The organism is Micromonospora sp. NBC_01392 (assembly GCF_045040125.1).
In the GTDB taxonomy this organism is placed as follows: domain Bacteria; phylum Actinomycetota; class Actinomycetes; order Mycobacteriales; family Micromonosporaceae; genus Micromonospora.
The window spans coordinates 2,737,655-2,761,975 of record NZ_CP109549.1 but is presented as its reverse complement, the minus strand read 5'-3'; the positions used below and the strand labels follow the sequence as shown (position 1 = coordinate 2,761,975).

Sequence of the window (24,321 nt, the reverse complement as noted above, 5' to 3'; positions counted from 1 at the left end):
TCAGGCCTCCTTGACGCGCGGGTTGCGGGCGGTGCCCGGCTCGGCCGACCGGGCCGGCAGCGCCCGGCCCAGACCGCTGACCCGCGGGGACAGGAACGCCCGGGTGCGGGCGAACATCGTCATGATCGGGTGACGGAAGAGGAACACGACGACCAGGTCGAGCACGGTCGCCAGGCCGAGCGCGAAGGCGAAGCCCTTCACCGCGCCGACCGACACGATGTAGAGCACCACGGCCGACATCAGCGTGATGGCGTTCGCCGAGATGATCGTCCGGCGGGCCCGGATCCAGGCGCGGGGCACCGCACTGCGCGGGCTGCGGCCCTCGCGGATCTCGTCCTTGAGGCGTTCGAAGTAGATGACGAACGAGTCCGCCGCCACACCGAGTGAGACGATCATGCCGGCGATGCCGGCGAGCGTGAGCGTGAAGCCGATCGACCGGCCCAGCACCACCAGCGCGCCGAAGACCAGCAGCGCGGAGAGCACCAGGCTGAGGAAGATGACCGAGCCCAGCAGCCGGTAGTAGAAGAACGAGTAGATGATGACCAGCAGCATGCCGATGCCGGCGGCCAGCAGGCCGGCCCGCAGGTGGCTGTCACCGAGCGTCGCGGTGACGTTCTGGCTCTCCTGCGGCTCGAACGTGACCGGCAGCGCGCCGTAGCGGAGCTGGCTGGCCAGCGCGTTCGCCGACTTGTTGTCGAAGCTGCCGGTGATCTGCGAGTCGCCGGTGAGCACGCCCTGGATCTCCGGCGAGGAGACGATCTCGTTGTCCAGCACCACGGCGACCCGGCACTTGCCGTCCTGGCCGAGCGCGGTCTGGTCGCAGGCCTGGCCCTCGTTGTTGAACGCCTCGCGGGTCAGCGCGGTCCACTTCTCCTGACCGTCACCCTTGAAGGTGAGGCTGACCACCCAGGCACTGGTCTGGTCGAGCTGGGCGGAGGCGTTCTTGACGTCGGTGCCCTCCACCTTGGCCACGTCGAGCAGGTACTTCGCGCCGGACTCGCACGCCACCGCCTTCTGCTTCGGGTCGTTGATCGAGCCGGCCGGCCGCTTGTCGAGCTGGGCACAGGTGATGGTCGGGACGTTGAACTGCATCTCGACCGGGAGCACCGCGGTCTCCTGCGGGGAGAGCGTGCCGAACGGCTTGAACGCGGCGGCCTGCGCCGGATCGGCCGGGGCCTGGAGCCCGGAGGCGGCGGCCCAGGCGGCCGCGCCCACCTTCTGCTCGACGGCCTTGCGCTGCTGCTCGATGCTCTGCGGCACCGGCGCGGCGCTGGCGCTCGGCGCGGCGCTCGCCGGGGCCGACGGCGTCGGCGTGGCGCTGGCGCTCGGCGCGGGGGCCATGCCGCCCTGCCCGCCGGCGCTCGGCGACGCGGTGACCTTGGCGCTGGCGCTCGGCTTCGGCGACGCGCTGCCGGACGGCTTCGGCGAGGCGCTGCCCGAGGGCTTGGCGCTGCCGGACGGGGCCGCCGAGGCGCTGGGGCTCGGCGCCGGGGCGGCGGCCGCGCCGCTGCCGTCGGTGGCCTTGAGCACCTTGCGGAAGCGCAGCTCGGCGGCGCTGCCCACGTCGGTCAGGTCACGGTTCTCGCCGGGCAGGGAGATGACGATGTTCCGGTTGCCCTCGGTGACCACCTCCGCCTCGGCCACGCCGTAGGCGTTGACCCGACTCTCGATGATCTGGCGCGCCTCTTCGAGGTTCTCGGCGGTCGGCGGCTTGCCGTCCACCGTGTTGGTGGCCTCGAGCGTCAGCCGGGTGCCGCCGATGAGGTCCAGGCCGAGCCGGGGCTCCAGCCGGTCCTTCCAGCCACCGCTGGCGCCGCCCGAGAAGAACACCAAAAGATAGAGGACGACGAAGATGAACCCGAGCACGGCGAGTTGCCGTCCGGGGCGCATCTGTCCCTGAGGTGGTGCCACGGCTGTCCTGTCTCCCTGTACGGTCGCGCCGCTTCCACGGCGGCGACAACTGTCGGGCCGGGGGTGTCCGCCCGACTGCTCCGGCTGGCCGGCACCGGCGACCGGCACGCAGACCCCGGCGCGACGCGGGGGCGTCGCGCGGGTCCGGCCGCGTGCCGACGACGGACGCCGACCCAACTATCCACTTGTGGGGGTGTTTCCGCTGCCCCGTCCGGGGCGACTGGTCACTCCTTGACCGACTCGGCTTCCTCGCTGATGGTCTCGGCCTCGGGCGCCTCGGCCCGCTTGACCACCCGGGCCACGGCGGGACGCGCGTACCGGGTCTGCACGCCGGGGGCGACCTCGAGCAGGACCGTCTCGTCCTCGACCACGGTGACCGTGCCGTGCAGGCCGCCGATGGTGACCACCTCGTCGCCCGGGGCGAGAGCGGACTGCATCTGCTCCGCCTCCCGGCGGCGCTTCTGCTGCGGACGGATCATCATGAAGTACATGACGACGAAGAGCAGAGCGATCATGAGGATCGGCGTCAGACCGCCGGCTCCCCCGCCACTCGCTGCTGCGTAAAGCACGGTGTCGACCTTCCGGTTGGCCCCCGCCGGCCCCGGGGGGCACCGCAGCGGAGGCGGATTCTCACGTCCTGTACAGACCGCGGCGAAGTCTAGTCCCTGCTCCTGAGAAGACCGAATGCGGCACAGATCACGTTAGGATCACGGCCGATCGGTCTGCGTCGAGAACAGATCGGGCCCCGAAGGGGCTTCCATGCCAAATGTACCATTCGGGGGGTTGCGCCCCAGGTGCCGCCAGGCCGCCTCGGTCGCCACCCGGCCCCGGGGCGTCCGGGCCAGCAGCCCGGCCCGCACCAGGAACGGCTCGCAGACCTCCTCGACCGTGTCCGGCTGCTCCCCCACCGCCACCGCGAGGGTGGAGACCCCGACCGGGCCGCCCCGGAACGAGTCCACCAGCGCCTTGAGCACCGCCCGGTCGAGCCGGTCCAGGCCGAGCGCGTCCACGTCGTAGACGGTCAGCGCGGACCGGGCGGTCTCCACCGTGACCACGCCGTCGGCGCGGACCTCGGCGTAGTCCCGGACCCGGCGCAGCAGCCGGTTGGCGATCCGTGGCGTGCCCCGGGACCGGCCGGCGATCTCCGCCGCGCCCTCCGGCGTGATCGGCACGCCGAGGATCCGGGCGGACCGGTGCAGCAGCGTCTTGAGGTCGGCCGGGGAGTAGAAGTCCAGGTGCGCGACGAAGCCGAACCGGTCGCGCATCGGGCCGGTCAGCAGGCCCGACCGGGTGGTGGCGCCGACCAGCGTGAACGGTTCCACGTCCAGCGGGATGGCGGTCGCGCCGGGCCCCTTGCCCACCACCACGTCGACCCGGAAGTCCTCCATGGCGCTGTAGAGCAGTTCCTCGGCAGGCTTGGCGATCCGGTGAATCTCGTCGATGAACAGCACGTCGCCCTCGGCGAGGCTGGTCAGGATCGCGGCCAGGTCGCCGGACCGCTCGATCGCCGGCCCGCTGGTCACCCGGATGCCGGCGCCCAGCTCGGCCGCCACGATGTTGGCCAGGCTGGTCTTCCCGAGCCCGGGCGGGCCCGAGAGCAGGATGTGGTCCGGCGGGGAACCGCGCCGCATCGCGCCCTGCAACAGCAGGTCGAGCTGGTCGCGGACCCGGTCCTGGGCGATGAACTCGGCGAGCCGCTTCGGCCGGACGCTGGCCTCCGCGTCCAGCTCCGCGTCGCTGACGTACGCCGAGACCAGGTTCTCGTTGCTCATCGGGTGCGGCCCAGCAGGCGGATGGCCTGCTTGAGCAGGACCGGCACCGGCGGGGTCGCACCGTCGACGGTCTCCGCGACCGCGGCCACCGCCTGCTCGGCCTGGGCCGCCGACCAGCCGAGCCCGACAAGCGCCTGACGCACCTGCTCCGGCCAGGCGCCGGCGGTCACCCCGGCCGCGCCGTCCGGGCCGATCGCCACCGGACCGATCCGGTCGCGCAACTCCAGCACCAGCCGCTCGGCGCCCTTCTTGCCGATCCCCGGCACCCGGGTCAGCGCCGCGGTGTCGGCGTTGGCGATGGCCTTGCGGACCGCGTCCGGGGTGTGCACGGCGAGCACCGCCTGGGCCAACCGCGGGCCGACCCCGCTGGCGGTCTGGAGCAGCTCGAACAGCTGCTTGGCGTCGTCGTCGGCGAAGCCGTAGAGGGTGAGCGAGTCCTCCCGGACCACCAGGCTGGTGGCCAGCCGGGCCGGCTGGCCGACCCGCAGGTCGGCGAGCGTGCCGGGGGCGCACTGCACGGCCAGGCCGATGCCGCCCACCTCCACCACCGCGTGATCCGGACCGGTCGCGGTCACGGTGCCGCGCACACTCGCGATCATCGTCGCGCCCCTCCTCGTCGGGCCTCGTCGGCGGCCGCGGCCAGCTTGGACCGGGTGCCGCCCCGCCAGACGTGACAGATGGCCAGCGCCAGCGCGTCGGCGGCGTCGGCCGGTTTCGGCGGCTCCGCCAGCCGCAGCAGGCGGGTGACCATGGTGGTCATCTGCTTCTTGTCGGCCTGACCGGAACCGGTCACCGCCGCCTTCACCTCGCTCGGGGTGTAGGTCGTCACCGGCAGCCCGGCCCGCGCGCCGGCGAGCACCGCGATGCCGCTCGCCTGGGCGGTGCCCATCACGGTGCGCACGTTGTGCTGGCTGAACACGCGTTCCACGGCGACCGCGTCCGGCCGGTGCTCGGCGACCAGGTCGGTGAGCGACCGGTCCAGGTGCAGCAGGCGCAGCGGCAGGTCGTCCCCGGGATCGGTGTGGACGACGTAGTAGGCGACAAGCGTGCAGGCGCGCCCGGGGAAGCCCTCGACCACGCCGACCCCGCACCGGGTCAGCCCCGGGTCGACGCCCAGCACGCGCACGCCGCCTCCTCCCCGAGCCGTCAGCAGTACGTGTGTTCGACACACCCTACTGGTCGGGTCCGACCAGCGGACGGGCGGACACGCCGGGGGCGGAACGGGGCGGAACGCACCACACACCGAAGCGGTCGAGTATGTGTCGCCGCCCCATGTGCCCGGGGCCACACGCCTCGTAACTTCTTGCGCCATGACGGCAGAACCCGTGGCGGTCCCCCACGTCGTACACGTCGACCTCTCCGGTCGCAACGCGCTGGTGACCGGTGGTGGCAGCGGCATCGGACGGGCCTGCGCCCTGCGGCTGGCGGCGGCCGGCGCCTCGGTCGTGGTGCTGGACCGCAACGTGGAGGCGGCCAAGGCGGTCGCCGCCGAGGCCGGGGGCCGGGCCGAGGGCGTCGACCTGGCCGACCCGGAGGCGGTCGGCCGGCTCGAGGTGGACGCCGACATCGTGGTGAACAACGCCGGCCTGCAGCACGTCGCGCCGGTGCAGGAGTTCCCGGTCGAGCGGTTCGAGTACATCCAGCGGGTGATGGTCGAGGCGCCGTTCCTGTTGATCCGCCGGGCGCTGCCCCGGATGTACGCGAACGGCTGGGGCCGGATCGTCAACATCTCCTCGGTGCACGGGCTGCGCGCCTCGCCGTTCAAGGCGGCGTACGTCTCGGCGAAGCACGCCCTCGAAGGGCTGTCCAAGGTGGTCGCGCTGGAGGGCGCCGCGCACGGCGTGACGGCCAACTGCATCAACCCGGCGTACGTGCGGACCGCGCTGGTGGAGAGCCAGATCGCCGACCAGGCGGCCAGTCACGGCATCGGCGAGGACGAGGTGATCGAGAAGATCATGCTGGCGCGGGCGGCGATCAAGCGGCTGATCGAGCCGGAGGAGGTGGCGGAGTTGGTGGCGTACCTGTGCGCGCCGCCGGCCGCGTTCCTCACCGGCGCCTCGATCGCCCTCGACGGGGGCTGGACGGCCAACTAGTGGCGCCGCGCACAATGTCGGTCATGTCGTCGCCGGTGGAGTTCCTGGAGCTGCTGGCGCGCGAGGCCGCCGCGGTCGAGTTCGAGGGTCCGCTGGTCGCCGCGCGCGCCGCCGGCCTGCCCGCCGACCGGCTGGCCGAGCTGGAGCAGGCGAAGGTGGTGGCGCTGCGGGTGCGGGCGCTGCTGGGGCGCCGCCGGCGCCGGGAGACCGAGCTGTCCGGCCTGTACGACACCGCCAGCGACCTGGCCGGCCTGCGGGACCTGGACGACGTGCTGCGCGCGATCGTGCACCGGGCCCGGATCCTGCTCGGCACCGACGTGGCGTACATGACGCTCAACGACGACGAGCGCGGCGACACGTACATGCGGGTCACCGACGGGTCGATCTCGGCCCGGTTCCAGCGGCTGCGGCTGGAGATGGGCGACGGGCTGGGCGGTCTGGTGGCGCAGACCGGCACCCCGTACGTCACCTCGAACTACCAGGAGGACGAGCGGTTCCGGCACACCGGGGAGATCGACGGCGGGGTGGGCGAGGAGGGCCTGGTGGCCATCCTGGGGGTGCCGCTGCGACTGGGCTCCAGCGTGATCGGCGTGCTCTACGCGGCCAACCGCTCGGCGCGCCCGTTCGCCCGGGAGGAGGTGTCGCTGCTGGTCTCGCTGGGGGCGCACGCCGCGGTGGCGATCGACACCGCGCGGCTGCTGGCCGAGACGCGGGCCGCGTTGGCGGAGTTGTCGGCGGCGAACGGCACGATCCAGGCGCACAGCAGCTCGGTGGAGCGGGCCGCCGCCGCGCACGACCGGATGACCGCGCTGGTGGTACGCGGCGGCGGGATGGAGGACGTGGCGGCCGCGGTGACCGAGGTGCTCGGCGGCGCGCTGCTGGCGTTGGACGCCGAGGGGCGGCGGCTGGCCCGGGTCGGTGAGATCGACGAGCCGGACCGGGCGGACATCGTGGAGGCGGTCGCCGCGTCGCGCACCGAGGGGCGCAGCGTACGCCGGGGCCCGCTCTGGTACGCCGCGGTGGTGGCCGGCACCGAGAACCTGGGCGCGCTGGTGCTGCGCCCGGACGACGAGCTGGTCGACGCCGACCAGCGCATCCTGGAGCGGGCCGCGCTGGTGACCGCGTTGCTGCTGCTGTTCCGCCGCACGGTGGCCGAGGCGGAGGGGCGGGTCCGGGGCGAGCTGCTGGACGACCTGATCGCCCGCCCGTTGCGGGACGCCGACGCGCTGCGCGGCCGGGCCCGCCGGATCGGGGTGGACCTGGACGCCCCGCACGTGCTGGTGGCGGTCGGTGACGACGCGTTCGCCGAGACCGGTTCGGCCCGGCAGCGGGTGCTCTCCTGGGCCACCACGTACGCCTCGACGCGGGGCGGGCTGGCCGCGGCGCGGGACGGCCGGGTGGTGCTGATGCTGCCCGGCCGGGACGCCGGCGGCGCGGCCCGCGCGGTGGCCCGGGACCTGTCCCGGGTGACCGGCCGGCCGGTGACCGCCGGGGCGAGCGGGCCGTCGACCGGTCCGGCGTCGCTGGCGGTCGCGTTCGCCGAGGCGGAGCGTTGCCTGACCGCGCTCGGCGCGTTGGGCCGGGCCGGGCAGGGCGCGAGCACCGCGGAGCTGGGCTTCGTCGGGCTGCTGCTCGGGGCGGTCGGCGACGCCGGCGACCGGGACGTGGCCCGGTTCCTCACCGCCACGGTGGGGCCGGTGGTCGACTACGACGCCCGGCGGGGCACCGCGCTGGTGCGGACGCTGGAGGCGTACTTCGGGGTGGGCGGCAGCCTGGCCCGGGCGGCCGAGCAGCTGCACGTGCACGTCAACACCGTGACCCAGCGGCTGGAGCGGGTCGGGCAGTTGCTCGGCGCCGACTGGCAGAAGCCGGAGCGGGCGCTGGAGGTGCAGCTCGCGCTGCGCCTGCACCGGCTGCGCACCCCGGCCGGCTGACGTCGGCGCGCACCCCGGCCGGCTGACGTCGGCGCGCACCCGGCCGGCCGGCGCGCGGGCCGGGCGTCAGCGGACGCGCAGGCCGTCCAGGACGGCGTCCACGATCCGCTCGGGCAGGATGCGTTCGTCCAGCTCGGGGTGCCAGTGCAGCATGCGCTGGGTGAGCATCGGCGCGGTGAGCAACGCCATGGCCACCTCGATGTCGAGGTCGGCGCGCAGCTCGCCGCTGTCCATCGCGCGGCGCAGCACGTCGCGCATGGCCTGCCGCCGGGGCTCGATGATCGCCTCGTAGGCCTGCCGGTGGGCGGAGCTGCGGCTCACCTCGGGCACCAGGCAGGGCATGATCTTGCGGGCCCGGGGGTCGGTGTGCTGGCCGACGGCGCCGACCAGCAGCACCAGGTCGTCCCGGACGGAACGCCCACCGGGGCGGGGCGGGACGCCCTTGAGCCGGCGCAGCGCGTCCAGCAGCAGCGCCTCCTTGCCCGACCAGCGGCGGTAGATGGTGGCCTTGCCGACCCCGGCCCGGGCCGCGATCGCCTCGATGGAGAGCGCCTCGATCGTGCTGCCCTCGGCGAGCAGGTCGAGGGTGGCTTCCACGATCGCCTCGTCGGCGCGGGTGCTCCGCGGTCGACCCGGCGATCGCGGAGCACCCGTCGTGGACGTCATGTCAGACATTGTCCACGAACCTACGCGGTCCCGGCCAACTCCGGCTCGGTGGCCGGGGCGGCGTCGGGCGCGACGACCGCCCGCCCCGGCATCCACCGCACCACGATCACGATGCCGAGCGCGGCCACCAGCGCGGAGATGCCGGCGGCCCAGTGCATCGCGGAGACGAAGGAGTCGTTGGCGGCGTCGATCAGTCGCGGCGCAGCCGGGCCGAGGCGGTCGGCGACCGCGTACGCGCCGGAGACCGACTCCCGGGCGGCGTCGCGGACCGGCGCGGGCAGCGCGGCCACCGCGGGGCCGACCTGGTCGCGGTAGACCGCGGAGAGCACCGAGCCGAGCACCGCCACGCCGAGCGCGCCGGCCACCTGGCGGACCGTGTTGCTGACCGCCGAGCCCACGCCGGCCTTCTCCCGGGGCAGCGCCGACATGATCGACTCGGTGGCCGGCGGCATGATGTTGGCCATTCCGGCGCCCTGCACGAAACCCACCGCCGAGAAGATCCAGATGGGCGTGTCCGCGTCGATGAACACGAACGCGGCGAGCGCGATCGTGGTCAGCAGCAGCCCGACCGCGGCGACCGCCCGGCCGCCGTAGCGACGGACCATCGCGGCGCTGCGCGGCGCGAAGATCAGCTGGGCGGCCGCGAAGGGCAGGAAGAGCAGGCCGCTCTCCAGCGGGCTGTAGCCACGCACGAGCTGGAGGTAGAACGCGCCGAAGAACATCACGCCCATGGCGGCGAAGAAGACCAGCCCGACCAACGCCACCGGGGCGGCGAACCGGGGCACCCGGAACAGTCGCACGTCCAGCGACGGGTGGTCACTGCGCAGCTCGTGGGCGACGAACCAGCCGAGCACCGCGAGCCCGCCGACGATCGCGGCCCAGACCTGCGGCCGGCCGAAGCCGTGCTCGCCACCGTCGATGATGCCGTAGGTGAGGGCGACCAGGCCGACCACGGAGAGCAGCACGCCGAGCACGTCCACCCGGCCGGGAGCGGGGTCCCGGGACTCGGGGACCAGCATCGCCACCAGCGCCACGCCGACCACCACCACCGGCACGTTGATCAGGAAGACCGAGCCCCACCAGAAGTGCTCCAGCAGGGCGCCGCCGAGCACCGGGCCGATGGCCACGGCGAGACCGACCGCGCCGGCCCAGACGCCGATCGCGCGGGCGCGCTCGCGCGGGTCGAAGACATTGGAGATGATCGAGAGCGTCACCGGCATGATGGCGGCGCCGCCGACGCCCATCAGGGCCCGCGCGCCGATGAGCTGCGCCGGGTCCTGCGCGTACGCGGAGAGCAGCGAGGCCAGCCCGAACAGCACCAGCCCGAGGATCAGGAAGCGCCGGCGGCCGAACCGGTCGCCGAGCACGCCGAACGTGAAGAGCAGGCCGGCGAAGACGAGGGTGTAGGAGTTGATCGCCCACTCCAGGTCGCCCTGGCTGGCGCCGAGGCCGTGCACCGGGTCGGCGAGCGTGCGCAGGGCGACGTTGAGGATGGTGTTGTCGAGGACGACCACGAGCAGGCTGATCACCAGCACGCCCAGGATCGCCCACCTCCTCGGGTGTCCGGTGTTTTCGTGCGCTTCCATCTGGGTTCTCCCCCCGGCTCACCCGCGTCCGAATACGATACGGGGCAGACTCGTAACGCTGCCGAGCGTAGGTGAGCGAGTTTCGATACGGAACAGGTCCGTATCGAATGTGTGCCAGGTCACGCCGGTGCGACCCCACCCCCAAACGCGAGCCCGCACCAGACCTCAGGCGCCCCGCCCCGCCGCCACGCGCCGCCCCCCATGCGCCTGTTTCACGGAAAGAGTGGCCTTCGGGGCCCAGTTAGCCACTCTTTCCGTGAAACAGGATGCCGGGGCGTCGCGGCCCCGGGGGCGGGGGCGGGGGCGGGGCGGGGGCGGGGGGGCCTCAGGCCGGTGGGCCTGCGGCCAGCGCCAGCCGGAGCACCGCGTCCCGCACCGGCAGCAGCCGCCGGGCCTGGGCGAGCCGCCCCGCCCACCGCGCGCCGGCCGCGATCCGCTGGGTGGGCCGGCGACGGCGCCTGTCGTACGCCCGCAGCGCGGCCGGCAGGTCGTCGGCGTCGCGGACGCAGTCGGCCAGCGCGACCGCGTCGATCAGCGCCTGGCAGGCGCCCTGCCCGAGGTCGGGGGTCATGGCGTGGGCGGCGTCGCCGAGCAGTGCCGTCCGGCCGGCCACGTAGGACGGCAGCGGCGTCAGGTCGCGGATCTCGTGCCGCAGGACGCCGGCCGGGGTGAGGGCGTCCAGCACCCGGCGCACCGGCGGGTGCCAGTCGCCGAAGAGGCGGCGCAGCTCGGCGACGTCGTCCACCGGTGCGGGATGCCCTTTCGGGAGGCGCACCGAGGCGTACCAGTTGGTCCGCCCGTCGCCGATCGGCGTGAGGCCGAACCGGCGGCCCCGCCCCCAGGTCTCACCCCCCTCGGACAGTTCCACGTCGGCCACCCCGCGCCAGGCCACCGCGCCGGCGTAGCGCAGCGGACAGCGCTGCCCGTGCAGCGCGACGCGGACCACGCTGTTGATCCCGTCCGCGCCGACCACCAGGTCGTACGCGTCGATGAGCGCGCCCGGGTCGACGACCGGCGTGGCGAACCGCAGCGCCGGTCCGGGCAGCGCGCCGGCCAGCACCGCGAGCAGCGCCGGCCGGGTGACGAGGTGGACCGGCTCGCCGTGGCGGCGTTCCAGCCGGTCGACGTCGATGGTGGCGATGCGGCGTCCGTCCGGTCGCCGGATCGACCCGCCGGCCTGCCGGCGGGCCCGCCGACGCACCTCGTCGCCCACGCCGAGCGTGTCCAACGCGCGCATCGCCGTGGGCCAGATGCCGAGGCCGGTCCCGGTCTCCGGCAGCCCGGCGGACCGCTCCAGGACCGTGACCTCCCAGCCGGCGGCGCGTAACCCGATGCCCGCCGCCAGCCCTCCGATGCCGCCACCGACCACCACCGCCCGACCCGCCATGCCGGCCACCGTACTACAGATGTAGTCGCCTTCACTACACCTGTAGTCTGATCCGGTGACCGATCGCCGGCAGCTCCTGCTCGACGCCGCCATCCGGGTGCTCGGCACCCGGGGTCCGCGGCAGCTCACCCACCGGGCGGTGGACGCCGAGGCGGGCCTGCCCGAGGGCTCCGCGTCCAACCGGTTCCGCACCCGGGAGGCGCTCGTCGACGGCGTCTTCGCCCGGCTGGTCGAGGTGGAGACGCTGGCCTGGCAGCGGCTCGCCGTCGATCTGCCGCCCGGGGACGTCGCCGGCTTCACCCGCGTGCTCGGCCGGCTGATCCGCCGGTTCACCGAGGAGGAGCGGGTGGTCACGCTGGCCCGGTACGCGCTGTTCGTGGAGGCGGCCGTGCGGCCCGAACTACGGCCCGCCATCGAGGCCGGGCGGGCACGGCTGGCCGAGTGGGGGGTGCCGCTGGTCGCGGCGCTCGGCTCCACCGATCCGGCGACCCACTTCCGGAGCCTGCTCGCGCTCGTCGACGGGCTCCTCGGCAACCAGCTCGCCGCCCCCGAGGAGGCGTTCGAGCCGGAGTCGGCGGTGGCCGCCCTGCTGCACGGCTTCCGCACCGGCTGAACGCCCGCCGACGGCGCACCCACCGACGGCCCGCCCGCCGACGGCCCGCCCGCCGACGGCCCGCCCGCCGACGGCGCTCCCGCCAAGCGGGTGCCCGCCAAGCGGGGCGCCCATCTCTACCGGAGGCGTTAAGCGGGGGCCCCGCCTTCCAGGCAGGCGGCGGTGGCCTCGGCGAGGGTGGTGAGGCGGCGCGGGGCGGCGGGGCCGGGCGGGAACGGCTCGATCCAGCCCGGCCCGGCGGCGAGCAGGCGGACGTCCGGGACGTCCCGCCGGAGCCGGACCAGGCGGTACGCCCGACCGGTCACCGGAGTCTGCGACCAGACCACCACCACCCGGGGCCGGACCCGGGCCACCGCGCTGGCCAGCGCGGACCAGGGCAGGGCCGGGCCCAGATGCAGGCAGCCCCGACCGTGCTCGCGCAGCGCCGCCGCCAGGGCGTGCAGCCCCAGGCAGTGCGTCTCGTGCTCGGCGCCGGCGAGCAGCACCCCCTCGACCGGCAGCGGTCGGGTCGGTTCCCGGCGGAACACGTCCAGCCCGACCCGGACGCCCTCGGACAGGGCGTGCTCGACCGCGATCTCGGCGGCGCTGTGCCCGCGCAGCGCGCCCAGCAGCGGCAGGCAGATCTGCTCCCAGAAGGGCGCGACCCCGACCTCGGCGGCGAGGTCGAGCACCAGCCCGGCGACCTGGTTGTCGTCCAGGTCCTCGGCGGCGGTGATGAGCCGTTTACGGGCCGACTCGGCGGCCCCGGCCGGCATGTTCTCGGTCAGCAACGGACGTACCCCCGGGTAGCTCTTCTACCTGGGGGTTCGTCCGGGCGGCCCGATCCGGATGCGCCACCGGGAGGTTCATTCGCGCCGGGCGGCTCCCCGACGCCGGGCCAGGTGCGCGACAGTGCCCCAGACGCCCCGCCGGAACAGCAGCACGACCAGCACGAAGATGCCGCCGGTGACCAGCCCGATGGCCTCGAACCCGGAGAACGACAGCCAGTCCTCCAGTCGGACCACCAGCGCCGCGCCGAGCACGCCGCCCCACAGCGTGCCGATGCCGCCGAGCACCACCACGATGACCGCCTTGCCGGACGTGGTCCAGTGCAGCACGTCCAGCGAGACGAACCGGTGGCCGACCGCGAACAGCCCGCCGCCGAGCCCGGCGAGGAACCCGGAGAGCACGAACGCGGTCAGCTTGTAACGGTGCACCGGGTAGCCCAGCGCGCGGGCCCGCGCCGGGTTGTCCCGGATGCCGACCAGGACCCGGCCGAACGGCGAGTGCACGATCCGCCACGCCGCGAGCAGCCCGAGCAGCACGATCGGCAGGATCGCGTAGTAGAAGTAGTAGTCGTCGGTGAGGTCGGCGCCGAAGAACGCGCGCGGCACGCCCTGGAGGCCGTTCTCGCCCTGGGTCACCGAGCGCCACTCGTTGGCCACGTAGTAGACCATCTGCGCGAACGCCAGCGTGACCATCGCGAAGTAGATCCCGGTGCGCTTCACCGCCAGGTAGCCGATCGGTAGCGCGAGCAGCGCCGCGGCCAGCGCCCCGGCCAGCACCGCGGCCGGGAACGGCAGGCCGGCGTGGATCGCGACCAGCCCGGTGACGTACGCCGAGGTGCCCCAGAACGCGGCGTGCCCGAACGACATCAGCCCGGTGAAGCCGAGCAGCAGGTCCACCGAGACGGCGAACAGCGCCCAGCACAGGATGTCCACCGCGACCGCCGGGTAGAGCCCGTTGGGCAGCCAGAGCGCCACCAGCAGGCCGGCGGCCAGCAGCGCGTACCGGACCCAGCCGGGCGCCCGCGCGACGGCGAGCAGCCCGGACCGGGCAGCCGGACGGGCCGATTCCTCGGTGGGGGTGTCCACCGTACTGCTCACGCGGGTGCCTCCTCACGGCCGAACAGGCCGGCCGGGCGCCACAGCAGCACGGCGGCCATCACCACGAACACGACGGTCTGCGACACGAGCGGGTAGTCGGACAGGTATGCCTCGCCCCACGCCTGGATCAGGCCGATGCCGAAGCCGGCGGCGACCGAGCCGAAGATCGAGCCGAGCCCGCCGATCACCACCACCGCGAAGACCACGATGATCAGGTCGGCGCCCATCAGCGGGTTGACCGCCCGCATCGGGGCGGCGAGCACCCCGGCCAGCCCGGCGAGCGCGATGCCGAAGCCGAAGACCGGGGTGACCCACCTCCCCACGTCGATGCCGAACGCCCGGGTCAGCTCCGGCCGCTCGGTGGCGGCCCGGACCACCATGCCGATCCGGGTCCGCCCGAGCACCCACCAGACCGCCACGCAGAGCAGCACGGTGAAGCCGAGGATGAACACCCGGTACGTCGGGAAGTCGAAGAGCCCGAAGTCGACGGTCCCGCTCAGCTCGGCGGGCGTGGCGTACGGGCTGGACTGCACGCCGTACCGGGACTTGACCAGGTCCTGCAGGATCAGCGTCAGGCCGAAGGTGAGCAGGAAGTTGTAGAGCGGGTCGAGCCGGGTGAGCCGGTGGATCACCGCCCGTTCCAGCGCCATGCCGAGCAGGCCCAGCGCCAGCGGCATGATCACCAACGCGGCCCAGAACGGCACGCCCGCCTCGGCCAGCAGCACGTACGCCCCGAACGCGCCGAGCATGTAGAACGCGCCGTGGGCGAAGTTCACCACCCGGAGCATGCCGAAGATGACCGCGAGCCCGAGGGCGAGCAGGGCGTAGAACGCCCCGCCCACCAGCCCGTTGAACGTGTTCTGCAGGAAGCCGGACATGTCAGAGCTTGCAGTCGGCCGACGGGGCGCGGAAGGCCTCGGCCGCCGGGATGGTCTTGAGGATCTTCACGTAGTCCCACGGCTCCTTGACCTCGGCCTGCGGCTTCACCTGCGCCAGGTAGGCGTCGTGGACGACCCGGTGGTCCTCCGCGCGGATCTTGCCGTTGCGCAGGAACAGGTCGTTGATCTCCTTGCCCTCCAGTTCCTTGACCACGGCGTCGGCGTCGTCGGTGCCGGCGGCCTGCACCGCCTCCAGGTACTGCATGGCGGCGGAGTAGTTGGCCGCGTGCGCGAACGACGGCCGGGTGCCGGTCTCCTTCTGGAACCGGTCCGCCCACTCCCGGTTCTGCTTGTCGAAGTTCCAGTACCAGGCGTCGGTGTAGGTGGTGCCGGCCAGCGCGGCCGGGGTGAGCGAGTGGATGTCGGTGATGAACATCAGGCCGACGGCCAGCCCGACGCCCTTCTCCCGCAGCTTGAACTCGTTGTACTGCTTGACCACGTTGACCAGTTCCGCGCCGGCCTGCATGGTGCCGAGCACCTGCGGCTTCGGGTTCAGCGTCGGCGCCTTGAGCAGGAACGACGAGTAGTCGCCGCTGGTGTTCGGGAACGGCGCGCCGTCGGAGCCGACGACCTGCCCGCCGGCCGCGCCGATGGCGGCCGTGAAGCTCTTCTCCATGTCCTGCCCGAACGCGTAGTTCGGGTAGAGGATGTACCAGTTCTTGCCGACCTGCTCGGTGGTCACCGTGCCGGTGCCGTGCGCCAGCATGTAGGTGTCGTACGCGTAGTGGAACGTGTACTTGTTGCAGCTCTTGCCGGTCAGGTCCGTGGTCGCCGCGCCGATGTTGAAGTAGACCTTCTTCTTCTCCTTGGCCACGTCGGCGACCTTCAGCGCGGCCGACGAGGTCGGCACGTCCAGGATCGCGTCGACGCCCTTGCGGTCGACCATCTCCTGGGCCTTGCTGTTGGCCACGTCCGGCTTGTTCTGGTGGTCGGCGGTCTCCACGCTGATGTTCTTCGTGACCGCGTCGTCGCCGTGCTTGGCCTTGAAGTCGGCGATGGCCATCTCCACGGCCTTGACCGAGTTGCGCCCGGACAGCTCCGAGTAGGCCCCCGACTGGTCGTTGAGCACGCCCAGCACGATCTTGTCGCCGGTCAACTTCGAGTCGCCGCCGGACTGCGGGCCACCGCCGCCGCAGCCGGCCACCAGCAGCGCCGCCGCCGAGGCGGCGGCCACACCCACGCTCCTACGCATGGTCATCCCCTTCATCGCCGCGCGGTCCGCGCGGTTCGGCCGTCGACTGTCAGATCCCGAGGTACGCCAGCAGCTCGCGTTCCCGCGAGCGCACCTCCGTGTTCTCCATCGCCTCCGCGATCCGGCCCTCGGCCAGCAGGTAGTGCCGGTCGGCGACGCCGGTGGCGAAGTGCAGGTTCTGTTCCACCAGCAGCACGGTCACGCCGTGCCGCTTGGCCTCCCGCAGCAGGTCGCCGACCTGCTGCACGAGCAGCGGCGACAGCCCCTCGGTGGGCTCGTCGCAGAGCAGCAGCCGGGCGCCCATGCGCAGCACCCGGGCCAGCGCGAGCATCTGCTGCTCGCCGCCGGAGAGCATGGTCGCGGCCGAGTCGCGCCGGGCGTGCAGCGCGGGGAACGCCTCGTACACCCGCGCCAGCGGCCACGGGTCCGGGCCGACCCGGGGTGGCAGCGTCAGGTTCTCGGTGACCGTGAGCGTGGCGTACGCGCCCCGGTCGTCGGGGACCCAGCCGAGCCCGGCCCGCGCCCGCTTGTACGCCGGCAGCCGGGAGATGTCCCGCCCGTCGAGGTGCACCGTGCCGCGCTGGCCGGGGTGCAGCCCCATCACGGACCGCAGCAGCGTGGACTTGCCGGCGCCGTTGCGCCCGACCAGCGTGACCACCTCGCCGGCGGCCACCTCCAGGCTCACCTCGCGCAGCACCTGGGCCTCGCCGTACCAGGCGGACAGGTTCTCAATGCGCAGCATCGCTGGCTCCCAGGTAGGCGGTGATGACCCGCTCGTCGGCGCGGACCTGCTCGTACGGCCCCTCGACCAGCACGGTGCCGGCCTGCAGGACGGTGACCGTGTCGGCGAGGCGGCCCACCACGCTCATGTTGTGCTCGACCATGACCACGGTCCGTCCGGTGCGGACGGTGGCGATCAGCTCGACGGTGCGGTCGACGTCCTCCAGGCCCATCCCGGCGGTCGGCTCGTCGAGCAGCAGCACCTTCGGGTCCAGGGCGAGCGCGATGGCCAGCTCCAGGGCCCGCTTGCGCCCGTACGCGAGCGCCTCGGCCGGGGCCTCGGCGAGGTCGGCGAGACCGACCATGGCCAGCAGCTCGTCGGCCCGGTCCCGGTAGCGGCGCATCAGCTTCGCCGACCGCCAGAACCGCCAGCCCAGCCCGCTGGACGACTGGAGCGCCAACTCGACGTGCTCGCGCGCGCCGAGCTGCGGGAAGAGGCTGGTGATCTGGAACGACCGGGCCACGCCGAGCCGGGCCACCCGCTCCGGGGGCAGTCCGGTGACGTCCCGGCCGTCCAGCTCGATCCGGCCGCCGCTGGGCGGCAGGAAGCCGGTGAGCAGGTTGAACAGCGTGGTCTTGCCGGCGCCGTTCGGGCCCACCAGGGCGTGCACGGTGCCCGACGCCACGTCCAGGTCGACGCGATCGACGGCCCGGAAACCCCGGAAGTCCCGGGTCAGCCCACGGGCCGACAGGATCGCTTGCCCGGCCATCGCCTCACCCTCCGCAGGTCCGTCCGCCACGGCCGGGTCGGTGACCGGGGTCACAGGGCCGTCGCGTGCAGGAAACCTACGGGGCGTCGAACGGGTCGAGCCATGTCGATGCGCCACACATTCCCCCCGCCCGGCACGGGGCGGACCGCCACAGGCGCCGGGCACCGTCTACCCATCGGCAGCCGTCGACATGTGGCCCGGCACCGTGACCGGGCCGGCTCCCGCGACCGGGTAGCGGACCCGGCCCGGTGACCGGGTAGGGGGCTCACCGGCCGACGGCGTACTCCGGCAGGTCGAGCCCGTCGGCCTGGCTGAAGAACAGCCGGGTGGCGAGCCCGCGCATCGGCCGGGACGCCAACACCCGCATCGACGCGTCCCGCATCCGGATCGCGGCCCGGCCGGCCGGCAGGAACCCGGCGAGCCCACCGCCCGGGATCTCCTGCCCCTTCGCCACGTGCGCCCGCAGCCGCTCCTCGAAACGCCGGTAACCGGCCCGGTGGTCGCCCCCGGCGGCGGCCAGCTCGCCGGCCAGCAGGTACGCGCCGACCAGCGCGAGGCTGGTGCCCTGCCCGGTCAACGGGGACGGGCACCAGGCCGCGTCGCCGAGCAACCCGACCCGGCCCGCGTGCCACGACTCCATCCGCACCTGGGCGTACCTGTCGAAGTAGAAGTCGGTGGCGGCGGGCGCGGCGGCCAGCAACTCGGCCGCGCGCCAGCCCACGTCGGCGAACCGCTCGGCCAGCAACCGTTGCTGGGCCGCCCGGTCCCGCCGGTCCACGTCGAGCGCGTCGGAGCGGAAGCTGAACAGCGCCGCGGTGCGGCCGTCCCGGGTCGGCCGGACGCCGACCACCCGACCGCCGGGCGCGTTGTGCATCCGGAACCACCCGTCGGCGTCCGGACACGGGGTGGAGAAGTACGCCAGGTACGCCCCGAGCGGCCGGACGTACGCCGACTCCGGGCCGAACGCCAACGCCCGGGTGCGGGAGTGCGAGCCGTCCGCGCCGACCACCAGGTCGACGGTGCGCGGGGCGGAGCGGTCGAAGGTGAGCCGCACCCCGTCGGCGTCCTGCGCCAGCGTCTCGATCGAGTCGTCGAGGACGTACTCGACGTGGTCGCGGGTCGCCTCGTACAGCAGCCGGGCCAGGTCACCGCGCTGGATCTCCAGGTCGGCGACGATCCCCTCCCCGCCGAACGCCGCCACCGGCAGCCGGGCCCGGGTCCGGCCGCGCGCGTCCACGTACGCCATGCCGTGTTCGCGGACGCCGACGGCCCGGACCCGGTCGGTCAGTCCCATCCGGTCGAGCACGGTCCGGGCGGTCCCCCGCACGTCGACCGCCTGCCCGCCGGGACGCAGCCCCGGCGCGCGTTCCACCACGGTCACCGCCCAGCCGTGCCGGGCCAGCCAGAAGGCGAGCGCCGGGCCGGCCACGCCGGCCCCGGAGATGAGCACTGTCGGTTCGTTCATCGGGTCTCCCCTGTTCGCACCCGTCGGTCGGGTCGGACGCTAGGTCCGCCCGGCCGGCGGGACGCGCCGCGACCTAGTACGCCGCCCGCGCACGGCCCCCCGGGCCACCCACCGCACTAGTACGCTTCGGCGCGGAGGTGCCGGGATGCCAGCGCAGCGCGGACCGCGGCCGCAGCCGCCGTACCAGCGGATCGCCACCGAGATCCGGCACCGGATCGAGCGGGGCGAGCTGCGACCGGGCGACCGGGTGCCCTCGGCCCGGCAGCTCACCCGCGAACACGGCATCGCCATCGCCACCGCGACCCGGGTGCTGGCCCGCCTGCGCGACGACGGCCTGGTGCTCACCCGGCCCGGCGCCGGCACGGTGGTGGCCGAGCCCGCCGGCCCGGCCCGGCCGGCGCGGTCACGACCCGAGCTGAGCCGCGACCGGGTGCTGCGGACCGCGGTCGCGCTGGCCGACGCCGGCGGGCTCGGCGCGGTCTCGCTGCGGTCGGTCGCCGCCGAGCTGGGCGTGGCCACGCTGGCACTGCACCGGCACGTGCGCAACCGGGACGAGCTGATCCTGGCGATGGCCGACGCGGCGCTGGCCGAGGCGCCGCTGCCGGCGGTCGAGCCGGCCGGCTGGCGGGCCCGGCTGGAGGCGCTGGCCCGGGCGCAGTGGGCGGTCTACCGGCGGCACCGCTGGGTGCCGCACGTCATCACCATCGCCCGGCCGCAGCCGCTGCCGCACGGCATGGCGCACACCGACCGGGCGCTGCGGGCCACCGCCGGCCTGGGCCTGGACCGCCACGCGCGCTGGCACGTGGCGATCACGCTGATGGCGTACGTGAAGGGCGTCGCGGTCAACCTGGAGGCCGGCGCGCAGGCGGTGCAGGACACCGGGCTCACCGACGAGGAGTGGGTGGACCGGCAGCAGGACACGTTCCACCGGCTGATGACCGGCGGCCGACTGGCCACCATGGACGCGCTGACCGCCGGCGGCGTCGACCTGGACCTGGAGACGGTCTTCGACTTCGGCCTGCGACGGCTGCTCGACGGCGTCGCGGTCCTGGTCGACGGCGGGCTCAGTCCGGGAACGTGACCACCCAGCGGGCGCCCTCGCCCCGGGCCAGCCGGTCCAGCGCGGCGGGCGCCTCGGCCAGTGACACCGTGCCGCTGACCAGCGGCGCCAGGTCGAGGTCACCGGCGGCGAGCGCGGCGGCCAACTCCGGCACCTCGCGGTCCGGGTCGGTCGAGCCGTAGACCGAGGAGCGCAGCGTACGCGCCGAGTGGAAGATCTCCATCGCGGAGAGGCTGAGCAGGTCGTCCCGGCCGCCCATGCCGACCACGGTGACCGCGCCCCCGCGCCGGGTGGCCCGCCAGGCGGCGCGGATGGTGGCGGCCCGGCCGACGCACTCGAACGCGTGGTCCACCCCGCGCCCGTCGGTGCGGGCCCGGATCTCCCGGCTCAGCGCGTCGTCGGCGGGCAGGAAGTCGGTCGCGCCGGCGGCCAGGGCCAGCTCCCGCTTGGCCGCCACCACGTCGACGGCGAGGATCGGCGCCGCGCCGGCCCGACGCGCGGCGGTGAGCACGGCCAGCCCGACGCCGCCCAGCCCGATCACCGCGACCGACTCGCCGGCGGCGACCCGGGCGGTGTTGCGGACCGCGCCGGTGCCGGTGAGCACCGCGCAGCCCAGCAGCGCCGCCTGCGCCGGCGGCAGCCCGGCCGGCACCGGCACGGCCGCCCGCTCCGGCACCACCACCTCCTCGGCGAGCGCGCCGAGCCCGAGCGTGACCTGCACCGGCTCCCCGTCGGCGGTCTCGCCGCGCGGCACCGAGGCGGCGCTGTTCGCGACACACAGCCAGGGCTCGCCGTGCCGGCAGTGCCAGCAGTCGCGGCAGGCGGGCGCCCAGTTGAGCACCACCGGCGTGCCCACGGGCAACGCGGTGCCCGGCCCGACCTCGGCCACCACGCCGGTCGCCTCGTGCCCCAGCACCAGCGGGTACCCGGGCGTCAACGTGCCCTGCACCATGGCCAGATCGGAGTGGCACAGGCCGGCCGCGCGGATCCGGACCCGCAGCTCACCCGGGCCCGGGGCGGGCAGGCGCACCTCCTCGACGGCCGGGGTCGCGCCCCGGCCGCGTACCACGAGCGCCCTCATCGCCGGACCGCCGGCAGCGGGCGCGGGACGGGCGGTGTGGCGACGGGATCCATGGCGTCCTTCGGGGGCGGAGATCGGCGGTGGGTCCTCGACGCTACCCCCGACTAGTTTGGAGCCGACGCCGACCCGAGGAGGCACCGTGGACTTCGCCCTGTCCGACGAGGAACGCGCGATCCGCGACACCGTCCGCGCGTTCGTCACCCGCGAGGTGATGCCGCTGGAGGCGGAGCTGCTGCGTCGCGAACGCGCCCACCGCCCCGGCCTGGACCGCACCGAGCTGCGCGAACTCCAGCTCAAGGCGAAGACGTTCGGCTTCTGGGGGCTGGCCACCCCGGAGGAGTACGGCGGGATGGCGCTGCCGGCGGTCACGCAGTCGCTGATCTGGACCGAGCTGGGGCGCAGCTTCGTGCCGTTCCGCTTCGGCGGCGAGGCCGACAACATCCTGTTCCACGCCACCGAGGCGCAGAAGCGCGAGTTCCTGCTCCCCACCATCGCCGGGGACCGGATCTCCTGCTTCGCCATCACCGAGCCGGGGGCCGGCTCGGACGCGGCGAACATCAAGCTGCGCGCCCGCCGCGACGGGGACGACTGGATCCTCGACGGCGAGAAGACGTTCATCACCAACGGCGACGACGCCGACTTCGCCATCGTGGTGGCGGTCACCGACCCGGAGAAGGGCGCCCGGCGCGGCGGCGCCACCGCGTTCCTGGTCGACCGCGCGATGGGCTGGCGGTCGGAGTTCATCCCGACGATGGGCGAGGGCGGCCCCGCCGCGCTGGTCTTCGACGGCGTACGGGTGCCGCACCGAAACATCCTCGGCGAGATCGGGCAGGGCTTCACGCTCGGCATGGAGTGGATCGGCAAGGGCCGCTACACCATCCCCTCGCACGCGATCGGCATCGCCGAGCGGGCCCTCCAGATGGCGATCGACCATGCCAACACCCGGGAGACGTTCGGCGCGCCGATCGCCACCAACCAGGCCATCCAGTGGATGATCGCCGACTCGGAGACCGAGCTGGAGGCCGCCCGCTGGCTGATCCTGCGCTCGGCCTGGACCGTCGACCAGGGGCTGGACCCCCGGCACGCCTCCTCGATGGGCAAGCTCTACGGCGCCGGCATGGTCAACCGGGTGGTGGACCGGGTGCTCCAGATCCACGGCGGCATGGGCTACACCCGGGAGCTGCCGATCGAGCGCTGGTACCGGCAGGTGCGCCTGTACCGCATCTTCGAGGGCACCGACGAGATGCAACGGCTGATCATCGCGCGGGACCTGCTGCGCGGCTACACGAGGATCGGCGGCCACCTGGCCTGAATCGGGGTGTCCGAACCCTGACGGAGAGCAACCGGAGCCGCTCGCGACACGTGTCTCCGGCACAACCACCGTCAGGCAGAAGGGACGCTCATGCGCACTCGAACCAGAGCCGTCGTGGCGGCGATGGCCGTCGTCACGTTCGGCACTCTCGCGATGTCGGCCGGACCGGCGTCGGCCAACGTCAGCCAGGGGTACGTCGCGGGCTCCGGCACCTGGACCGACGACTGGGGGGACGAGGGTCCCGTCTCCGCGTCGACGCGCTCGCACAGCAACGTCGTCGCCATGTGGCAGATGATCCTGTGGGCCGACGGGTATCTCGCCCGCTCCGGCGTCGACTGCCGGTTCGGGCCGGCGACGACGGCCGCCACCAAGCAGTGGCAGAGCGCCCGAGGTCTCGTCAGCGACGGCGTCGTCGGCTCCAGGACGCTGGCCAGGGCGGCGACCCGCCTCAGCGTCTACGAGAGCTGGTTCTACTACGACGGCGTCGGCAGCAGATTCATCTACCTCGGACGCCAGGCGGACGGCAGGTGGGACATGACCCTCGGTCCCGACCTCGAGTGGCGGCTGCTCTCCTACACGTCGGCGAACATCTGCTCCTGAACGTGGGCGGAGCGGCCGGCGGCCCACTCCGGGCACGCCGGCCGCTCCGCCTGGTCAGTCGGTCAGCGCCTCGATCGCCCGGTCCACGTCCGCCTCGGTGGTGTAGAGGTGGAACGAGGCGCGCACCCGGCCGGCCCGCACCGCCGCCCGCACCCCGGCCCGGGCCAGCTTCTCCTGCGCGTCCGGCACCTCGACGGTGACGATCGCGCTGTCGCCGGGCGGTCGCCCCAGCCCGGCCAGGAACCGGTTGGCCAGCGCCACGTCGTGGTCGCGCACCGCCACCGGGTCGAGTTCGGTGAGCAGCTCCAGCACCGGAGCCGCGCCGGCGTAGCAGAGCCAGGACGGGGAGATGTCGAACCGGCGGGCGTCGTCGGCCAGCCGCAGCGGCAGGCCGTAGAACGAGGCGCTCGGGTCGCGGCCGGCGTACCAGCCGGCGGCGTCGGCACGCATCCGCTCGCGCAGCGCCGGCGCCAGGTAGGCGAAGGCCGCACCACGCGGCGCCATCAGCCACTTGTACGCCCCCACCAGCACCGCGTCCGCCCGGTCCGCCGCGAACGGCAGCCACCCGCAGGCCTGGGTGGCGTCGACAACCACGAGCGCGTCGTGTGCCCGGGCCGCCGCGACGATCTCGTCGTACGGGGCGACCGTGCCGTCGGCGGACTGCACCAGGCTGAACGCCACCAGGTCGGTCCCGGCGTCGATGGCGTCGACCAGGCCGTCGAGCGGGACGGTGCGCACCCGCACGCCGCGCTCCTCCTGCACCAACCAGGGGAACAGGATCGAGGTGAACTCGACCTCGGGCACCACCACCGTGGCGCCCGGCGGCAGCGACGCCGCGATCGGCGCCGCCAACTGGGAGACGGCCGCGCCGATGCTCACGTCGGCCGCGTCCACGCCGACCAGCCGGGCGAACGCGGCCCGGGAGCGCCCGACCGACTCGTCCCACACCTCGAACGACACCCGTCCGGTACGCCAGTCGGCGAGCACCTGCTGCATCGCCGTCCACACCGGATCGGGCGGCAGCCCGTAGGTGGCGGTGTTCAACCAGCCCGGCTCCGGTTGCCACAACTTCCGTGCCTGCTCCAGCTCCATGTCACCGACGCTAACCACCCCACCCCCCACCCAAAACCGCCAATCCCACCCCCGTGGCCCACCCCACCCCGTCCCTCCCTCCCCTCCCCCACTCCCTCGCCGATCTTGCGGTTTCGGCCCCCTCGGTGGGCGCTTCGTCCGTTTTGCGGGGGCACAAGGTGCAAGATCGCGTGAGGGGTGGGGTGGGGCGAGGGTGGGGTGGGGTGGGGTGGGGTCAGGGGGTGCTGGTCTCGTCGAACGGGCGGTCGCCGGAGAGCACGGCGC

At 74.0% G+C, this 24,321-nt stretch carries 23 protein-coding genes; 6 read left to right on the top strand and 17 right to left on the bottom strand.

Annotated elements, in window-relative coordinates:
* The 5 genes from secD to ruvC all read right to left on the bottom strand — a co-directional run bounded on the left by secD (position 1) and on the right by ruvC (position 4,809).
* Entirely contained in the window at positions 1-1,911 is a 1,911-nt protein-coding gene (gene secD / locus OG767_RS12695; protein ID WP_405093578.1) for a protein translocase subunit SecD, read from the bottom strand.
* A gap of 224 nt (positions 1,912-2,135) precedes the next feature.
* The gene (yajC, locus tag OG767_RS12690) at positions 2,136-2,480 is read right to left on the bottom strand and encodes a preprotein translocase subunit YajC (protein WP_278106464.1); all 345 of its coding nucleotides are present in this window, start codon (positions 2,478-2,480) and stop codon (positions 2,136-2,138) included.
* 138 nt (positions 2,481-2,618) lie between these two features.
* On the bottom strand, positions 2,619-3,683 hold the full coding sequence (gene ruvB, locus OG767_RS12685) for a Holliday junction branch migration DNA helicase RuvB (RefSeq protein ID WP_405093577.1): 1,065 nt from the start codon (positions 3,681-3,683) through the stop codon (positions 2,619-2,621).
* Positions 3,680-4,282 (bottom strand): Holliday junction branch migration protein RuvA, encoded by a 603-nt coding sequence (gene ruvA, locus OG767_RS12680; RefSeq protein WP_357300388.1) that lies wholly within the window; start codon positions 4,280-4,282, stop codon positions 3,680-3,682. The genes ruvB and ruvA overlap by 4 nt, the downstream gene beginning before the upstream one ends.
* The gene (gene ruvC, locus OG767_RS12675; RefSeq protein ID WP_405093576.1) at positions 4,279-4,809 is read right to left on the bottom strand and encodes a crossover junction endodeoxyribonuclease RuvC; all 531 of its coding nucleotides are present in this window, start codon (positions 4,807-4,809) and stop codon (positions 4,279-4,281) included. Before ruvC ends, ruvA begins: the two co-directional genes overlap by 4 nt.
* A 184-nt stretch (positions 4,810-4,993) precedes the next feature.
* Here ruvC and OG767_RS12670 point away from each other — a divergent pair, with 184 nt between their 5' ends.
* A complete protein-coding gene (locus OG767_RS12670) occupies positions 4,994-5,776 on the top strand; it encodes a 3-hydroxybutyrate dehydrogenase (protein ID WP_281939652.1) in 783 nt (260 codons plus the stop codon).
* 14 nt (positions 5,777-5,790) lie between these two features.
* Positions 5,791-7,710, top strand: coding sequence for a helix-turn-helix domain-containing protein (locus tag OG767_RS12665; RefSeq protein WP_405093575.1), 1,920 nt, complete (start codon positions 5,791-5,793; stop codon positions 7,708-7,710).
* 66 nt (positions 7,711-7,776) lie between these two features.
* Here OG767_RS12665 and OG767_RS12660 read toward each other — a convergent pair whose 3' ends face one another.
* The 3 genes from OG767_RS12660 to OG767_RS12650 form a co-directional block, all read right to left on the bottom strand.
* Entirely contained in the window at positions 7,777-8,385 is a 609-nt protein-coding gene (locus OG767_RS12660) for a TetR/AcrR family transcriptional regulator (RefSeq protein WP_405093574.1), read from the bottom strand.
* An 11-nt stretch (positions 8,386-8,396) separates the two neighbouring features.
* Positions 8,397-9,962 (bottom strand): MFS transporter, encoded by a 1,566-nt coding sequence (locus OG767_RS12655; protein ID WP_405093573.1) that lies wholly within the window; start codon positions 9,960-9,962, stop codon positions 8,397-8,399.
* Positions 9,963-10,287: 325 nt separating this feature from the next.
* Entirely contained in the window at positions 10,288-11,349 is a 1,062-nt protein-coding gene (locus OG767_RS12650) for an FAD-dependent monooxygenase (RefSeq protein WP_405093572.1), read from the bottom strand.
* 55 nt (positions 11,350-11,404) lie between these two features.
* Between OG767_RS12650 and OG767_RS12645 the strand changes: the two genes are divergently transcribed.
* Positions 11,405-11,962, top strand: a complete 558-nt coding sequence (locus tag OG767_RS12645; RefSeq protein WP_405093571.1) for a TetR/AcrR family transcriptional regulator — start codon at positions 11,405-11,407, stop codon at positions 11,960-11,962.
* A gap of 128 nt (positions 11,963-12,090) precedes the next feature.
* On the opposite strand, the gene OG767_RS12640 is transcribed toward OG767_RS12645, so the two are convergent.
* The 7 genes from OG767_RS12640 to OG767_RS12610 all read right to left on the bottom strand — a co-directional run bounded on the left by OG767_RS12640 (position 12,091) and on the right by OG767_RS12610 (position 18,912).
* Positions 12,091-12,732: a transcriptional regulator gene (locus OG767_RS12640; RefSeq protein ID WP_405093570.1), complete on the bottom strand. Its 642-nt coding sequence runs from the start codon at positions 12,730-12,732 to the stop codon at positions 12,091-12,093.
* Positions 12,733-12,807: 75 nt separating this feature from the next.
* Positions 12,808-13,827, bottom strand: coding sequence for a branched-chain amino acid ABC transporter permease (locus tag OG767_RS12635; RefSeq protein WP_405093569.1), 1,020 nt, complete (start codon positions 13,825-13,827; stop codon positions 12,808-12,810).
* Positions 13,824-14,705, bottom strand: a complete 882-nt coding sequence (locus tag OG767_RS12630; RefSeq protein ID WP_281939640.1) for a branched-chain amino acid ABC transporter permease — start codon at positions 14,703-14,705, stop codon at positions 13,824-13,826. The genes OG767_RS12635 and OG767_RS12630 overlap by 4 nt, the downstream gene beginning before the upstream one ends.
* Before the next feature lies 1 nt (position 14,706).
* Complete coding sequence (locus OG767_RS12625; RefSeq protein WP_405093568.1) at positions 14,707-15,963, bottom strand: ABC transporter substrate-binding protein; 1,257 nt, start codon at positions 15,961-15,963, stop codon at positions 14,707-14,709.
* A gap of 43 nt (positions 15,964-16,006) precedes the next feature.
* Entirely contained in the window at positions 16,007-16,699 is a 693-nt protein-coding gene (locus tag OG767_RS12620; protein ID WP_107161231.1) for an ABC transporter ATP-binding protein, read from the bottom strand.
* Positions 16,686-17,447 carry an ABC transporter ATP-binding protein gene (locus OG767_RS12615; protein WP_405093567.1) on the bottom strand — a complete coding sequence of 254 codons (762 nt, stop codon included), beginning with the start codon at positions 17,445-17,447 and terminating at the stop codon, positions 16,686-16,688. Before OG767_RS12615 ends, OG767_RS12620 begins: the two co-directional genes overlap by 14 nt.
* A gap of 265 nt (positions 17,448-17,712) precedes the next feature.
* A complete protein-coding gene (locus tag OG767_RS12610) occupies positions 17,713-18,912 on the bottom strand; it encodes an FAD-dependent monooxygenase (protein WP_405093566.1) in 1,200 nt (399 codons plus the stop codon).
* A gap of 145 nt (positions 18,913-19,057) precedes the next feature.
* Here OG767_RS12610 and OG767_RS12605 point away from each other — a divergent pair, with 145 nt between their 5' ends.
* Positions 19,058-19,993 carry a TetR/AcrR family transcriptional regulator C-terminal domain-containing protein gene (locus OG767_RS12605; RefSeq protein WP_405093565.1) on the top strand — a complete coding sequence of 312 codons (936 nt, stop codon included), beginning with the start codon at positions 19,058-19,060 and terminating at the stop codon, positions 19,991-19,993.
* Here the strand turns inward: OG767_RS12605 and OG767_RS12600 are convergent.
* Positions 19,977-21,053: an alcohol dehydrogenase catalytic domain-containing protein gene (locus OG767_RS12600; RefSeq protein ID WP_405093564.1), complete on the bottom strand. Its 1,077-nt coding sequence runs from the start codon at positions 21,051-21,053 to the stop codon at positions 19,977-19,979. The genes OG767_RS12605 and OG767_RS12600 overlap by 17 nt on opposite strands.
* A 139-nt stretch (positions 21,054-21,192) precedes the next feature.
* On the opposite strand from OG767_RS12600, the gene OG767_RS12595 reads away from it, so the two are divergent.
* Positions 21,193-22,365: an acyl-CoA dehydrogenase family protein gene (locus tag OG767_RS12595; protein ID WP_405093563.1), complete on the top strand. Its 1,173-nt coding sequence runs from the start codon at positions 21,193-21,195 to the stop codon at positions 22,363-22,365.
* A 90-nt stretch (positions 22,366-22,455) separates the two neighbouring features.
* The gene (locus OG767_RS12590; protein WP_405093562.1) at positions 22,456-22,965 is read left to right on the top strand and encodes a peptidoglycan-binding protein; all 510 of its coding nucleotides are present in this window, start codon (positions 22,456-22,458) and stop codon (positions 22,963-22,965) included.
* Positions 22,966-23,019: 54 nt separating this feature from the next.
* On the opposite strand, the gene OG767_RS12585 is transcribed toward OG767_RS12590, so the two are convergent.
* Positions 23,020-24,057 carry an aminotransferase class V-fold PLP-dependent enzyme gene (locus tag OG767_RS12585; RefSeq protein WP_405093561.1) on the bottom strand — a complete coding sequence of 346 codons (1,038 nt, stop codon included), beginning with the start codon at positions 24,055-24,057 and terminating at the stop codon, positions 23,020-23,022.
* Between the last annotated feature and the right edge of the window lie 264 nt (positions 24,058-24,321).